The organism is Planomonospora sp. ID82291, from assembly GCF_015711645.1.
Lineage (GTDB): Bacteria > Actinomycetota > Actinomycetes > Streptosporangiales > Streptosporangiaceae > Planomonospora.
Window position 1 is genome coordinate 722,526 of record NZ_JABTEX010000002.1, and the last position, 15,003, is coordinate 737,528.

At 73.7% G+C, this 15,003-nt stretch carries 11 protein-coding genes; 8 read left to right on the forward strand and 3 right to left on the reverse strand.

Going from position 1 to position 15,003, the window contains the following annotated elements:
- Positions 1-39: 39 nt before the first annotated feature.
- A complete protein-coding gene (eccB, locus tag HS045_RS14245; protein ID WP_196451839.1) occupies positions 40-1,485 on the reverse strand; it encodes a type VII secretion protein EccB in 1,446 nt (481 codons plus the stop codon).
- Positions 1,486-1,821: 336 nt separating this feature from the next.
- Between eccB and HS045_RS14250 the strand changes: the two genes are divergently transcribed.
- From HS045_RS14250 to HS045_RS14265, 4 genes are read left to right on the forward strand one after another with little or no spacing between them, the layout of a single operon-like run.
- Positions 1,822-2,142, forward strand: a complete 321-nt coding sequence (locus HS045_RS14250) for a hypothetical protein (protein WP_196451840.1) — start codon at positions 1,822-1,824, stop codon at positions 2,140-2,142.
- Positions 2,139-2,984, forward strand: coding sequence for a hypothetical protein (locus tag HS045_RS14255; RefSeq protein WP_196451841.1), 846 nt, complete (start codon positions 2,139-2,141; stop codon positions 2,982-2,984). The genes HS045_RS14250 and HS045_RS14255 overlap by 4 nt, the downstream gene beginning before the upstream one ends.
- 35 nt (positions 2,985-3,019) lie before the next feature.
- Positions 3,020-3,439 (forward strand): YbaB/EbfC family nucleoid-associated protein, encoded by a 420-nt coding sequence (locus HS045_RS14260; RefSeq protein ID WP_196451842.1) that lies wholly within the window; start codon positions 3,020-3,022, stop codon positions 3,437-3,439.
- Positions 3,440-3,441: 2 nt separating this feature from the next.
- Positions 3,442-3,810 carry a YbaB/EbfC family nucleoid-associated protein gene (locus HS045_RS14265; protein WP_196451843.1) on the forward strand — a complete coding sequence of 123 codons (369 nt, stop codon included), beginning with the start codon at positions 3,442-3,444 and terminating at the stop codon, positions 3,808-3,810.
- Between the two features lie 64 nt (positions 3,811-3,874).
- On the opposite strand, the gene HS045_RS14270 is transcribed toward HS045_RS14265, so the two are convergent.
- Positions 3,875-5,068, reverse strand: a complete 1,194-nt coding sequence (locus tag HS045_RS14270) for a S8 family serine peptidase (protein ID WP_196451844.1) — start codon at positions 5,066-5,068, stop codon at positions 3,875-3,877.
- Between the two features lie 180 nt (positions 5,069-5,248).
- On the reverse strand, positions 5,249-7,585 hold the full coding sequence (locus tag HS045_RS14275; protein ID WP_307827522.1) for a serine/threonine protein kinase: 2,337 nt from the start codon (positions 7,583-7,585) through the stop codon (positions 5,249-5,251).
- Between the two features lie 284 nt (positions 7,586-7,869).
- On the opposite strand from HS045_RS14275, the gene HS045_RS14280 reads away from it, so the two are divergent.
- From HS045_RS14280 to HS045_RS14295, 4 genes are all read left to right on the forward strand, one after another.
- Entirely contained in the window at positions 7,870-8,874 is a 1,005-nt protein-coding gene (locus HS045_RS14280; RefSeq protein ID WP_307827523.1) for a methionine synthase, read from the forward strand.
- Positions 8,875-8,955: 81 nt separating this feature from the next.
- Positions 8,956-11,136, forward strand: a complete 2,181-nt coding sequence (gene ligA / locus HS045_RS14285) for an NAD-dependent DNA ligase LigA (protein WP_196451846.1) — start codon at positions 8,956-8,958, stop codon at positions 11,134-11,136.
- Between the two features lie 155 nt (positions 11,137-11,291).
- The gene (locus tag HS045_RS14290; RefSeq protein ID WP_196451847.1) at positions 11,292-13,373 is read left to right on the forward strand and encodes a bifunctional diguanylate cyclase/phosphodiesterase; all 2,082 of its coding nucleotides are present in this window, start codon (positions 11,292-11,294) and stop codon (positions 13,371-13,373) included.
- A gap of 53 nt (positions 13,374-13,426) precedes the next feature.
- Positions 13,427-14,863 (forward strand): ATP-binding protein, encoded by a 1,437-nt coding sequence (locus tag HS045_RS14295; RefSeq protein WP_307827524.1) that lies wholly within the window; start codon positions 13,427-13,429, stop codon positions 14,861-14,863.
- Positions 14,864-15,003: the final 140 nt, after the last annotated feature.

Here is a 15,003-nt window from a genome sequence, read left to right on the forward strand (position 1 = left end):
CCCCGGTCCCGGCCCGCTCCGGCTACGGCCCCGCTCCGGCTACGGCCGGGCCGGGGCCGCCGCCGGCTGCTCGACCCGCACCGGCACCCGAGCGGCGGCCGGGTCGAGCGCCGGTCCCTCCGGGATCAGGTGCACCAGGTGGGCCGGGAGCGGGGCGACGTCCCCGTCGGCGTAGCCGAGGCTCTGCAGCGCCTCCGGTGAGGGGATCGCGTGCCGCCGCCCCTGGTCGCCGATCAGGTAGAGCGAGCGCACCGCGTCCAGCCGGCCGTCCCCCGGCAGCAGTCCCACGAGCGCGCCGGAGCCGGGCGGGAGCACCACCTGGTCGACCGTGGCCTGGTCGAAGCGCTCGTTCGGGGGCGCGGGGATCCGTACCGTGCTCTCGACGGTCAGCGTCGCCTGCGCCGATCCGCGCGCCGTGCCGGAGTAGACGGCGCAGAGCGGGTCCGCCGGGTCCGGCTCGATGACCTTCGGCATGGTCTCGGGGAGCCCGGTGGCGTCCAGGCGGGTCTTGGAGACCCGCGTCGCGTTCGCGGTCGCGGCGTCCAGCGTGATCGCCCGGACCGGCGCGCGGCCGTACGCCTTCTTGGTGGCGGGGTTCTGCAGGAGCAGGTCCGCCTGGACGGGGGTGAGGCTCGCCAGCCCGTCGGGGAGCAGCACGTACCACTTGGCGGGGCCGCCGACGGCCGGCGGCACGGTGTACACCCGGCCCGCCGCGGCCGTGCGGCCGTCCGGCCCGCGCATCGCGCGGCCCAGCCCCGGGATCCACGGGCTGCGCAGGTCGGGCCCGGCGGGCAGCGCGTTGAGCCAGGCGGCCGGGACCTGCCGGCGCCCTCCCTCCGGCATCGCCCGCACGCTGTCGGACGCCACCCGCATCCGCCGGTTCGACCAGAGCATCCAGGTCTGTCCGCCCTCCTCGACCACCATGGCGGAGTCCTGCCCGATCGGGCGCCCCCCGACCTCGAAGCCGCCGATCAGGGACGTGTACGGCCTGCGCGCGCCGGCGGCGTCGGTGCCCTCCACCACGCAGGCCGACCACGGGGAGCGGACCAGGCGGCCGGGCGCGGGCAGCGACTCCGGCGCGCCCGGGATGCCCACCAGCGTGCCCCGGGTGAAGCGGGCGAGCGAGGCCGAGGTCACCGTCCGGACCTTCGCGTCCTGCGTGCCCAGGAGCAGCCGGGCGGAGGCCACGTTGGCGACGGGGATCATCCGCCGCTGCGGGGCGCTGTAGACGAACGTCGCGCCCGACTCCTCCTCGACGAGGACCGTGCCGGGTTCGGTGAGCGCGGTCGCGCCGCCCGGGCGCAGCAGTCCCAGCACGCCGAAGACGACCGCCACCAGGACGGCGGCCAGGACGGCGCAGAACATCGCCACGTTGTACCGGCGCATCGGCGACTCGGGTAGATCCGGCTCGCCCTGCAGCAGAGCCGTGCCCAGCCGCTGGGTCATCAGCCGGTAGGCCTGGTAGAGATCGCGACGGGTCTGCATTCCACCTCCGTCTCGCCGGACACGCGATAGCCGACAGCATAGAAGCGCGATCAAGGAGTTGCCCCGTCCGAGACGGAAAAGGGATCTTCTTCCCTTCCCGGGCCGGCGCCGGACCGGCGGAAGGGGGCCGCCGGGCCGCGGGGACGGGAGCGGTCGCAGGGCTCGGGGAAGCGGCCGGAAAGCCCGCGGACATCCGCAGGTCGCCGGGCGTTCACACGGGCCTCGTAGTCTCGGGGCCGTTGCCGGGCCGTTGCCGGGCCGTACGCGCCGCGATGCGCGGCCCGGCCGGTCCGGGGACGGCCAGACGGTGCGGAGACGATGTCGGAGGCGGGTCGATTGGCTCCTCAGCAGCCCGGATACGAGGTGGCCGCCGGGCACCTGGAGAAGTTCGCGGGAATCACGGGGGCGGCGGCCACCGAGGTGCAGGGCACGGTGGACGGCACCCCGCGCTTCGAGGGGTGGAACCTCGTCCCGCTCGCGGGCGTCCCCCTCGTCGGCCTGCTCTTCGTCAACCGGCTCAACGCCGTCGCCGACACCTGGGCGGACGGCGCGAAGATCCTGCGGGAGACCCTCGGCTCGGACGCCGAGCGGCTGATGCGGGTGGCCGCCACGTACGTGCAGGTGGAGCGGGCGAACGAGGCGAGAGGGAATCGGTGAGCGAGAGTCCGTTGCTCCCGGACAGGCCGAAGTCCGGAGGCACGCTGTACGTCACGAACAGCAGCGGCGCGGTCCAGCGGACCGTGCAGGTGGCGCCGGCCGCGCCGGTCGGGCAGGCCCGGACAGACCCGGGCTTCTTCCGCAAGCTGGTGGGATCGCTGAACGTGCTGCGGCAGCCGACCCGGACCGCCATGGTGATGTCGGGCGTGGGCGCCGCCGCCCTGGCCCTGGACGTCGCCGCGACCGCGAACATCGGCAACCCCTTCCTCTTCGCGAACCGCAGGGACACCTGGAAGGAGATCTCCCAGCGGCTGGAGGGCGGCCGGGCGGACCTGTGGCGGGGGTACTTCGACGAGGTCTCCCCGAACTGGCAGGGCGAGGCCAAGCAGGCGCTCCAGACGCACCTGCGCTTCAACACCAACGGCCTGTTCAGTGTGCTGAACAAGGTCTCCGGCGACATGAGCACCACCATGCAGGGCCAGTACAAGGAGGTCCTGGAGTACGACCTCTCGGTCTTCGCGATCTACGCGGCCTCCGCGCCGATCTTCAAGACGCTCACGGCGCTCAGCGGGACCAACCCGGTCGCCAGGGGAGCCCTCATGGCCTACGTGGCGACCTTCGCCGGCGGCCTGGGCAACCTGGTCAAGCAGTTCGCCGACGTCTACAACGGCTACGAGACCGAGCTCAACAAGCTCGAACTCAAGCTGAACGAGCTGCGGGCCGCCTTCTGGACCGGCGGGGACCCGGACAGGGGAGCGCGGGAGCTGGGGATCCCCTCCGGCGTGACCGACCCCGGCAACATCAACGACGACTACTGGAAGCGCGCCCCGCAGCACAGATGAGGGGCGCGTCCCGGACGAGCGGGGACGGGCGGGAGATGGAACGGACAGGGCAGATCGCTGCATTCGCCGCCGGTCGCGGGGATGACGTCGCGGGCCTCCTGCGGGAGGTCGGCGAGCAGGTCGACCGGCTGACCGGCGCGCTCCGCGAGCTGAGCGGGCGGGAGGTGGAGGCGGAGGCGGCCGGCGGCGGGATCCGGGTGAGGGTGTCGGGGGCGGGCCGGCTGCTCGCCGTCACCGTCGGAGCCCGGGCGATGCGCGACCTCGACCACGAGGAGCTGGGACGGGCCGTCGTGGAGGCGATCGGGCGGGCGCGCGAGGCCGCCGGGGCGGAACTGGCCGAGGCGCTCGCCGAGACGACCGGCACGCGGCCACCGGACCCGGCGGACCCGGACGGCGTGCGCGTCCCGGCGGACCCGCTGGCGCCGGCCCTCGACGCGCTGCTGAGGGGGGCGTGACCGTGGACGAGCGTGAACTGCTCGATCTCGTCGAGCGGCTCCCCGAGGCGCTCGCGGGCATGGAGGCGGCGGTGGAGGGGTGGAGCGCCGGGCGCTTCCGGGGGACCGCGGACGAAGGACGCGTCGTCGCCACGGTCGACGCGGTCGGCTCGCTCCTCGACCTGGAGATCCACGTGCTCAGCAAGCGCCGGCTCGACGGCGCCTCCCTCGGCGAGGCCGTCGTCGCGGCGGTCGCGGCCGCGGAGGAGGCCGCGGCGCGGGCGAAGGACGAGATGATGGACGGGCTGCGCCTGGGCGGCCTGCCCAGCCTGGGAGAGCTGCTCGGCGGCGCGCGCCGGGACTTCGAGAGGCGCAGCGGCTTTTCCGCCTAGCCGTACGCGGTGACGGGGTGGGGCGCTCTGTTCGGAGGGGCGTGCCGAGGGCGGAGGGCTCCGGTCAGAGGAGGGCGCGCCGCGGTCCGCCGGACGGAGCGGCGGGGCGCCGGCCGCCCGGCCGCCATCCGCGCCGCCGGCCCAGCGGGACGACCACCCCGGCCAGGACGGCCAGGACGGCCGCGGAGAGGGAGAACAGGGCCACCCGGCCCGCGATCGCCATCCCCTGGACGTCCTCGGCGGGCGCCGGCCGCACCGCGCCGGGCGGCAGCGGGGCGGGGTCCTGCGGCGCGATCGCGACCGTCTCCGGCAGGATGGCGGACACGGCCAGCAGCGGGTTGACCATCCCCGCGCCGGTGCCGGAACCGGAGGCGCCGTCGGCGGTCAGCTCGATGCGCCGCCGTACCCGCACCTGGTCCAGCCCGGGATGGCGGGCGCGCACCAGCGCGGCCACCCCCGCGACGTACGGCGCGGCGAAACTGGTCCCCTCCAGGTCCTCCCGGTAGGCGCGGCCCGGCCAGGGGGCGGTGACGGCGGTGCCGGGGGCGAGGACGGAGACGGGGGTCGACGCGTTGGACGAGCCCGCCCTGCCGCCCTCGGGGCCCGCCGAACCGACGGAGAGCACGCCCGGGTAGGCGGCCGGGTAGGCGGGCGCCGCCGAGCCGTCGGCCCGCTGGACGTTGCCCGCCGCGGCGACCACCACCACGTCCTGGGCCAGGGCGTAGTCGACCGCGGCCTTCAGGTCCGGTTGGTCGGCCGCCTGGATGGAGACGTTGATCACGTCCGCGCCGAGCTCGACGGCGCGCACGATCCCCTGGGCCAGCTTGCCCACGTCGCCGTTGCTCTCGTTGGTCTGCTTGATCGAGATCAGCTTGGCGCGGGGGGCGACGCCCGTGAACGGCACCCCCCGGATCTCGGTTCCCGCGATGATGCCCGCCACGGCCGTGCCGTGCCCGACGCAGTCGTAGTCGTGCGTGCCGGTGAGGTCGACCGACGAGGCCACCTTCAGCTGCGGGTGCCGGGTGTCCACGCCGCTGTCCACGATCGCCACCGTCACCCCCACGCCCTTGGTGAGCCGCCAGACCTCCGGCAGGTTCAGGCGCCGCTGCGCCCACGACTCGCCGATGCTCGTCGTCCCGCGCTGCGGAGTGCAGTCGGAGCGCGCGGCCCCGCCCGTCGCCCCGCCCGCCGTGCTCCCCGCGGCGGACGGGGCGACGACCGCGAGCGCCAGCGCACCCGCGGCGAGCCTTGTGATCACGGAATCCTCACCTCCGTGCGGACGGCCGCGGTACGGCCGCCCGCCGAACTCGATCGGGCGCCGTCCCCGCGGGTTCCGGAAGAGGGACCGCGGAAACGGCCGGAAGGCCCCTCCCGGAGGCGGGGGCCGTCCGGGAGGGGCGTCGCGGTCTCAGGCCCGGAGCGGGCCCTCAGGACGGGATCAGCCGCAGTTCCCCCAGTCCGAGGAGGTCTGGCCGCCGGGGCCGCCGCCGGAGAAGCGCACGCACTTGCCCCTGGCGGGCAGGACGACCGGTCCGGCGTGGCCCTCGGAGCCCCTGCCGCTCAGGGAACCGCCTCCCTGCACGTCGAGCGTGGCCCAGAGCGGGCCCGCCTTGCCCGCGTCGGCGCCCTTGACGGTGACGACGCAGGTGTTCCCGGTGGACGCGTTGTGCAGCTGGTGGACCGTCCCGCCGGTGAACGACAGGGAGCGCTGCGGGACGTACCCCGCTCCGCAGATCTCCTGCGGGCTACGGAACGTTATGAGCTGCGACGGGTCGAACCCCGTGGCGGTGGGCTTGGCCGTGCTGGGCGGGTTCCACGTGGGAATCGAGCCGTCCGCGGTGGGCTTGGCCGTGGGGACCGGGGCGGTCGGCTTGGCCGGCACCGTGGGCTTGGCCGTCGGCTTGGCCGTGGGGGCCAGGGCGGTCGGCTTGACCGTGGCCGTCGGCTTGGCCGTGGCCGTGGGCTTGGCCGTCGGCTTGGCCGTGACCGTCGGCTTGGCCGTGACCGTCGGCTTGGCCGGGGCGGTCGGCTTGGCCGTGGGCGTCACCGACGGGGTCACCGTGAGACCTGCCGAGGGCGCCACCGTGGGGAGCGCCGAGGGCGACACCGTGGGGAGCGCCGAGGGCGCCACCGAGGGCGACACCGTGGGGAGCGCCGACGGTGACACCGAGGGCGACACCGTGGGGCTCGCCGTGGGGCTCACCGAGGGCGACGGCACGGGCGAGTCCGTGGGCTGCGGGGACTCCGGAGCCGGTTGCGGCGTCACCGTGAGGGTCACCGTGGGCTGCGGCGTCGGCGGCTGCTGCGTCGTGGTGGCCGAGGCGGCCGGCGCGGCGGTGGGGGTCTGCTGCGTGCCGGACCGGTCCGTCGGCTGCGGCGCCGCGGTCGACGGGACGGGGACCGGCGGGGGGGTGAGCGAGCTCAGCGTCGGAACGGGTGCGCCGGTGGGGACGGCGGGGACGTCGGTGGGCAGCTGCAGCGGCCCGACGTCGCCCTCCCGCGGCTCCGGCGTCGTCCCCCAGGGCACCGTGACCCGGTTCACCGGGGCGTCCCCGGTGCCCTGCCCCGTACCCGATCCCTGGCCACCGTCCGTGCCCTGGTCCTCTCCCCGTCCGGCCAGTTCCAGCGGGATCCGGGGATCGGCCCCGTCGGCGGCCGTCCGCCCGGCGTTCTCCAGGGAGGTGTAATTGCCCGCGGCCCAGACGCCGAGCCCTGACAGCAGGGCGACCACGCCCACGCAGACCGCCAGCAGGAGGGAGAGCCCTCCGGTCTTCGGCCGCTCCTTGACGGGTGCGGTGAGCACCGTCACGTTCGCCGGCGGCGCCTGATCCCCCGGCAGGGGCGGCGCGCCCCAGATCTGGGGCGGGGCGGGCGGGGGCGCGCCGACACCGGGCTGCCCGGCGGCACCCGGCACGACCTCTCCCCGCAGGTCGTCGCCGGGGAGGACCGGACGGTGCTCCGGGGGGACGGGTACGGCGGACAGGACGCGGTCCTCGGGGCGTTCGCCGAGCAGCCGCAGCATGGCCGCTCCCGCGTCCGGCCGGGCCTCCGGGCGCTTGTCCAGGCAGGCCGCGATGAGCGGGCGGAGCGTCGCCGGGATGCCGTCCAGATGGGCGGGCCCCTCCAGCACCAGCTCGGGCCGGCCTCCGTAGGGCGGCCGCCCCGTGGCCGCGTAGGCGACCGTGGCGGCCCAGGCGAACAGGTCGGCGGGCTTCGCGGCCGCCACGGGGGCGGGAGCCGTGCCCGGAGCCGGGGCCGGGGACGCGCCGACGGCGCCGGGGACGCCTCCGGGCGGGAAGCCCGCCCGGAGGCGTTCGGGCGCGACGTAGTCCGGCTCGGAGCCCGCCGCGCCGAGGCCGATGTCGCAGACCCGGGGGCCGTCGGGACCCAGGAGCACCGTGTCGGGGGTGAGCCCGCCGTGGACGATTCCGGACATGTGGACGGCGGTGAGGGCGTTGAGCGTGCCCACGGCGAGCCGTTCCAGCGCGTCCCCGGTGAGCGGTCCGTCCTCGGCCACCGTCTCGCGGAGCGAACGCCCGTCGACGTGCTCGCGGACCACGTACGGCACGTCGTCGAACCAGCCCGCCTCGATCAGCCGGGCGGTGTGGGCTCCCGAGACCCGCCTGGCCGCGTTCAGACCGTTGGTGATCCGCTCCCGGGCCTGCGGATCGGCATCCGGGCAGGGGGCCAGCATGCGGATCACACGGGGTGTGTCGTCGTCCAGCAGATGACCCAGGTAGACGGCCTGCCCAGGATCGGGGGAGAACCGCCCCACCAGAACGTATATACCGATACGTTCCGGATCACTAGGCAGCAATGGGTGTAAATCGCCCATGAAATTCCTTCCAGCCCCGCTATCGATATAAGCGTCTATGGGTTGATCTAGTACCATCAAAGCAAATCTGTCTCGTCCCCATCACCCGCTTCGTCGGTATTTCATGTTTCGTTTCCTAACGAATCGGGAAGCCGGACGTTCCGGGTCGTGCCGGAGCATCGAGGGCCCCGGTCGCCGGGCGGGGTGATCGTCCCAGGTCGTCCGCCGGGCCTAAGCTGACCGTCGTGAACGTGTTTCCGTGGGACGAGGCGGCCGCGACCGGCGTCGGGTCGCATCCGGGTGAGGACCACGCCGAGGCGGTCAGGGTCGTCTTCGGCGAGCTGCCCGCTCTGCCGTACCTGCCGGAGCTCCCGGCGCGCGGCGTCGGCGCGGACATGGTCGGCAGGGCCGCGTCCCTGCTGGTGGAGCTGCCCGTGGAGGTGCGGCCCTCGGGCTGGCGCTTCACCGACAGGCCCGGCCGGGACGCCAAGCGGGCCCGTGACCACCTGTTGCGCGACCTCGACGGCCTGGAGGAGGCGTCCCAGGGGTACGCGGGCCCCTTCAAGATCCAGGTGTGCGGGCCGTGGACCCTGGCCGGAGCCGTCGAGCTGCGCCACGGCGACCGGACGCTCGCCGACCCCGGAGCCGTGCGCGACCTCGTGGCGTCCTACGCCGAAGGGCTCGCCCTGCACCTCGCCGAGGTCCGCAAGCGGGTGCCGGGCGCGACGGAGGTCGTCGTCCAGCTCGACGAGCCGGGCCTGCCCGGCGTGCTCGCCGGCACGGTGCCGACGGCGTCGGGTTTCGGCCGGCTGCGCGCCGTCGAGGCGCCGGTGGTCGCCGAGCGGCTCCGGTCGGTGCTCCCGGAGGGCGCCTTCCCGGTCGTGCACTGCTGCGCCCCCGGCGTGCCCTTCCGGGTCCTGCGCGAGGCGGGGGCGCGGGGCGTCTCGCTGGACGCCGCCCTGCTGCGGCGGCGCGACGAGGACGCGATCGGCGAGTCCGTCGAGGCCGGGGCGGCGTTCCTCCTCGGGGTCGTGCCCGGCGCCGACGCCCCGCTCCCCGACGTCGGGGAGGTCGCCCGGCCCGCGGTGGAGCTCTGGCGCCGCCTGGGCTTCCCCTCCGCGACGCTGGCCTCCCAGGTCGTGCTCACCCCCGCCTGCGGCCTGGCCGGCGCCTCGCCCGCCTACGCCAGGGCCGCGCTGGCGACGTGCCGGAAGGCGGCCCGGGTGCTCCGCGAGGACCCGGGCGAATAGGACGACGGTCCGGGCGCGGCCGGATGTCGGTGCCCGGCGATAGATTCTCCCTGGCCGGTCCGACGAGGGGAGAAGCAGGCGATGGGCGTAGAGGTCGAGGGCGTTCCGGTGACGGCGCTGGAGCGGCACGCGGAGCTGAGCGAGCTGGTCGAGGAGGCCAACTGGCGCTACTACGTGCTCGACGCGCCGACCGCCAGCGACGCGCAGTACGACACGTGGATGCGCGAGCTGCACGCCCTGGAGGAGGAGCACCCCGCGCTGCGCACCCCCGACTCGCCGACGCAGAAGGTCGGCGCGCCGATCTCGGGCGACTTCACGCCGGTCGAGCACCTGAGCCGGATGGAGAGCCTGGACAACGCGTTCGACGCCGACGACCTGGCCTCCTGGCAGGCGCGGATCGAACGGCTGGCCGAGCAGGACCCCGGGCCCTACCTGTGCGAGCTGAAGATCGACGGCCTGGCGATCTCCCTGGTCTACGAGAAGGGCAGGCTGGCCCGCGGGGTGGTCCGGGGCGACGGCCGGGTCGGCGACGACGTGACGGCCAACGTGCGCACCATCGCCGACATCCCGCACCGCCTGACCGGCGACGGCGTGCCCGACCTGGTCGAGGTCCGGGGCGAGGTCTACATCCCGGTCGAGGAGTTCGCCCGGCTGAACGAGCGGCTGGCCGAGGCGGGCAGGGCGCGGTTCGCCAACCCGCGCAACTCCGCGGCGGGCTCGCTGCGGCAGAAGGACCCGCGGATCACCGCCCGGCGCCCGCTGCGGATGATCGTCCACGGGGTCGGCGTGTGGCAGGGGAGCGAGCGGCCGCGCGCCCAGTCGGAGGTCTACGACCGGCTCCGGGAGTTCGGCCTGCCGGTGAGCGACCTCTACCGGGTCGTCGACGACCTCGACGGGGTCAACGCGTTCATCGAGTTCTACCGGGAGCACCGCCACGACCCGGCCTACGAGATCGACGGCGTCGTGGTGAAGGCCGACCGGGTCGAGATCCAGCGCAACCTCGGCTCCACCAGCCGGGCGCCGCGCTGGGCGATCGCCTACAAGTACCCCCCGGAGGAGGTCAACACCACGCTCCTCGACATCCAGGTGGGCGTCGGCCGCACCGGCAGGGTCACGCCGTTCGGGGTCATGGAGCCGGTGGTGGTGGCGGGCTCCACGGTCGAGCGGGCCACGCTCCACAACGGCTCGGAGGTCGCGCGCAAGGGCGTGCGGATCGGCGACACCGTGGTGCTGCGCAAGGCGGGTGACGTGATCCCGGAGATCGTCAAGCCGGTCGAGGAGCTGCGCGACGGCACCGAGCGCGCGTTCACCATGCCGACGCACTGCCCGGAGTGCGGCACCGAGCTGGCCTACGAGAAGGAGGGCGACGCCGACCTGCGCTGCCCCAACACCCGGGCCTGCCCGGCCCAGCTCCGCGAGCGCATCCACTTCGCCGCCGGGCGCAAGGCCCTCGACGTCGAGGGCCTGGGCTACGTGGCGGCGACCGCGCTGACCCAGCCGCTGCCCCCGCACGAGCCGCCGGTCCGTACCGAGGCCGACCTGTTCGACCTGACCATCGAGCGGCTGCTGCCGATCGAGTCGGTCGTCCGCGACATCGACACCGGCCTGCCCAAGACCGACCCGGAGACCGGTGCGGCCAAGGTCGTCACCTTCTTCGCCAACAAGAACGGCACGCCCAGCAAGAACGCCGAGAAGATGCTCCAGGAGCTGGAGAAGGCCAAGGACCGGCCGCTCTGGCGGGTCCTGGCGGCGCTCTCCATCCGGCACGTCGGCCCGCCCACCGCCCAGGCCGTCGCCGCCGAGTTCGGCTCGATGGACGCGATCATGGCGGCCTCCGAGGAGGAGCTCGCCGCGGTCGAGGGCGTCGGCCCGCGGGTGGCCGCGGCGATCCGCGACTGGTTCGCGGTCGACTGGCACCGGGAGATCGTCGACCGCTGGCGGGCCGCCGGGGTCCGGATGGAGGACGCGCCGCCGGCCGACCTGCCGCCGCAGACCCTGGCCGGGCTGACCTTCGTGGTGACCGGCACGCTGGCGGGCTACACCCGCGACGAGGCGGGGGCCGCCCTGGCGGGCCGGGGAGGGAAGGTCTCCGGCTCGGTGTCGAAGAAGACCTCCTTCGTGATCGCCGGAGAGAACGCCGGCTCCAAGTTCGACAAGGCGGTCAAACTCGGCGTGCCGATCCTCGACGAGAGCGGCCTGGAGGTCCTCCTCGCGCAGGGGCCGGAGGCCGCGGCGGCCAGAGCGGTCCAGCCGGAGGCGTGACGCGGGGAGCGGCCCGCAGGGGTGACGGAGTGTGACGGCGGGCGCCTCCGTGTGCACGTTCTCGGTATCCCGTCACAGAACGTGCCCAATCGGTTTCGCGAAGTGGCCCGAAGGCCGTACTCTCCCATAGTGAACTAATGGGGGTTTTATTACTCATGGCCGACCCAACAGATACACGCGACACCGGACCACGCGCGGGTTCACCCCTGTGGGCCTACCTCACGGCGGTCACCGTCACCGGGATCGCGGTCCTGGTCGTGGCGCTGTGGCGGATCAGCCCCGGCGCCCCGGCGGAGCTCGCGCGCTCCCCGCTGTTCTGGACGCTCATGGTCCTGACCGCGCTGGGAGACCTGCGACCGGTGCTGCTCTCGTCGTCGACGGCGGCGGGGGGCACCTACCCGTCGACGATGTTCACCTTCGCCGCGCTGCTCCACTACGGGCTGCCGGTCGCCGTGCTGATGCAGGCGGCGGGCATCCTGTTCAACGGGGCGGTCACCCGAAAGGCCTGGCACCGGGTCCTGTTCAACGTCGCCCAGGTGACGCTGGCCTGCACGGCGGCCGGGGTGGTGCTCGTGCTGTCCGGCCACCGGCCGGAGGCCGCCTGGGTCCCGGCCGGCACCGACCTGCTCGCCATCGGACTGGCCGGACTGGCCTACTTCGTGACGAGAGGGCTGCTGGTGTGCGGGGCGGTCGCGCTGCACGAGCGGCGCTCGGTCCACCGGGTGATCCGGACCACGATCGGCCACCAGAGCCTGGTCTACGCCGCGCTGCTCGGCCTGGCCCCGCTCGTCGTGGTGGTCATGAACCACTCCCCGGCGCTGGTGCCGCTGTTCGTCGCGCCGATGGCCGCCGTCTACTTCACCGCCACGATCTCGGTCCGCCGCGACCACCAGGCGATGCACGACGGGCTGACCGGGCTGCCGAACCGCAAGCTGCTCGTGCTGCGCACCGAGGAGGCGCTCGCCGAGGCGCGGGCGCGCCAGGGGGAGCGGGTCGGCCTGCTCCTGCTGGACCTCGACCGCTTCAAGGAGGTCAACGACACGCTCGGGCACCCGGTGGGCGACCGGCTGCTGCAGACGGTGGCGCACCGGCTGATCCACAGCGTGCGGCCGGGGGACGTGGTCGCCCGGCTCGGCGGTGACGAGTTCGCGGTGCTGCTCCCGTCGGTCAGGGACGCCGCCGCGGCGCGCGAGGTGGCCGCGCGGCTCCGGGTGGCGCTCACCGAGCCGGTCCGGCTGGAGGGCATGACCTTCGACATGGACGCCTCGATCGGCATCGCGCTCCACCCCGACCACGCGCCGGACTTCGAGCTGCTGCTGCAGCGCGCCGACGTGGCGATGTACCTCGCCAAGGAGGGCCGGACCGGCGTCGAGCTCTACGTCGCCGACAAGGACCGCAACAGCCCCGAACGGCTCGGCCTCCTGGGCGACCTGCGCCGGGCCATCGACCGCGCCGAACTGGTGCTGCACTACCAGCCGAAGATGGACCTGGCCGTGGGGCAGGTGCGGGGGGTGGAGGCGCTGCTGCGCTGGCGCCACCCGGTGCGGGGGACGGTCTACCCGGACGACTTCATCCCGCTCGCCGAGCAGTCCTATCTGATGCGCCAGCTCACCGAGTACGTCATCGACGCGGCGCTGGAGCAGGCCGCCGCCTGGTGGCGCGCCGGGGTGCACGAGCAGATCTCCGTCAACGTCTCGGCCCGCGACCTGCTGGACGCCGCCCTCGCCGAACGGCTGGAGGCCGGCCTGGCGGAACACCGGCTGCCGCCCAAGGCGATCCAGCTGGAGGTCACCGAGCGCATCCTGATGACGGACCAGGCCTACACCGCCGACGCCGTCCGGGCGCTGAACTCCCTGGGCGTGCCGCTGGCCCTGGACGACTTCGGCACCGGCTACTCGTCGCTGGTCCGCCTGCAGCGGCTCCCGGTCGCCGAGGTCAAGATCGACGCCTCGTTCGTGCGGCGGATCTGCGAGTCCCGGGACGACGAGCGGATCGTCCGCTCCATCGTCGACCTGGTCCGCTCCCTGGGGTTGCGCTCGGTCGCCGAGGGCGTCGAGTCGGCCGAGGTGGCCGCGCGCCTGGAGGAGATGGGCTGCGACCTGGCCCAGGGCCGGTGGTTCGCCGCGCCGATGTCCGCCGCCGACGCCACGGCCTGGCTGCGCGAGCACCGCGCCCCGGTCCGGCCCGCCTTCCGGGTGCCCGACCCCGCCGGGCTCCTCGACCCCCAGACGGCCTGAATGCATAGGAGTACGCTTCGTCGAAGTACAGTCCTATGTTTTCGGGGGTCAAGGTGCTTCCCAAGCCCGACAGGATCTTCGCCCGTGACTTCGAGTGGCGGCATTTAGCGGCCTTCGTGGAGAGAGGCGCCGATTCGGTGCAGTTCGGAGTGGTGAGCGGTCGGCGCCGTCAAGGCAAGACCTTTCTGCTCGAAGCCCTGACCAGGGAGGCCAACGGGTTCTACTTCGGGGCGACCCAGGCCACCGAGGCCGAATCCCTGAACCTCTTCGCGGCCGCGCTGAGCGGTTACTCCGGCACCGCCGCACCGATGAGGTTCGCGGACTGGGACGAGGCCGTCAGGCAGTTGTTCGCGGTCGCCGACGCCACCGGCAGGCCGATCGTGATCGACGAGTTCCCCTATCTCAGCAAGGCCTCTCCCGCGCTTCCCTCGATCGTGCAGCGGGAGGTGGACCGGGCGATCTCCGAAGGGGGGCGGCTGGCGCTTCTGCTCTGCGGTTCGGCGATGTCCGTCATGGGAGGCCTGCTGTCGGGGAGTGCCCCCCTGCGTGGCCGGGCGACCCTCGAACTGGTCGTCAAGCCCTTCGACTACCCGCTCGCCGCGAGGTACTGGAAGGTCAGTGATCCAACGCTGGCCGCGCGGCTGCACGCGGTGGTCGGAGGCACCCCGGCCTATCTGCGATTCCTCAACGGGGACGTGCCCGGGGCGCTGGACGACTTCGACGACTGGGTGCTGCGCACGGTGCTCGACCCCGGCACACCGCTGTTCCGGGAGGCCCGGTACCTCCTGGAGGAGGAGACGGACGTCCGCGATGCCGCGCTGTACCATTCGGTGCTGGCCGCGGTGGCGGCAGGCAACAACACCCGGGGCGGGATCGCCAGTTATATAGGCCGAAAGGCAGCTGATATCGGACATCATCTCAATGTGCTGGAGGACAGCCGTCTGCTCCGGCGGGAACCGGACGTCTTCCGCCCGGGACGGTCGGTCTACCGGGTGGCCGAGCCGCTGATCACCTTCTATCAGGTGATCATGCGTCCGCAGTGGGGGTTGTTGGAGAGCGGGCGGGCCGAGGCGGTCTGGGCGGACGCCGCGTCCCGATTCCGATCCCAGATCATGGGGCCGCACTTCGAGGAACTGTGCCGGCAGTTCGCTTCGGTCGAACCGGTCTTCGGCGGATTGCCGGGAGAGGTGGGGGCCGGAGCTCTCACCGACCATGCCCGGCGCACACAGATCCAGGTGGATGTCGCCGTGTTCGCCCCAGCGGTTCCGGGGCAGCCGAGGAAGGTGCTCTCGCTGGGGGAGGCGAAGTGGGGCGACGTCATGGGCGGACGGCATATCGAGCGGCTGCGCCGTGCGCGCGACCTGCTCGCCGAAAAGGGCTACGACACCCGGGAGACGGTGCTCGCCTGCTACAGCGGTGCGGGGTTCGAGCCCGCCCTGCGCTCGGAAGGCGACGTCCGCACGATCGGCCTGGCGGAGCTGTACGCCTGACCGCCCCTGTCGTGAGGTGACGGAGTGAACACTTTCGCCGCCGGTACCGTCGCAGCCATGAATGGAAACATGTCCGAATCATGGCAGGGGGAATCTGTCGGTTCCGGCTGATATCCATGATCACTCAGAGTTTCCGATCA

Bases quoted from the DNA above. Each gene is read 5' to 3' on its own strand.
- ligA (WP_196451846.1), top strand. From the start codon at position 8,956: ATGGGCGTAGAGGTCGAGGGCGTTCCGGTGACGGCGCTGGAGCGGCAC.
- HS045_RS14260 (WP_196451842.1), top strand. From the start codon at position 3,020: ATGGAACGGACAGGGCAGATCGCTGCATTCGCCGCCGGTCGCGGGGAT.
- HS045_RS14290 (WP_196451847.1), top strand. From the start codon at position 11,292: ATGGCCGACCCAACAGATACACGCGACACCGGACCACGCGCGGGTTCA.
- eccB (WP_196451839.1), bottom strand. From the start codon at position 1,485: ATGCAGACCCGTCGCGATCTCTACCAGGCCTACCGGCTGATGACCCAG.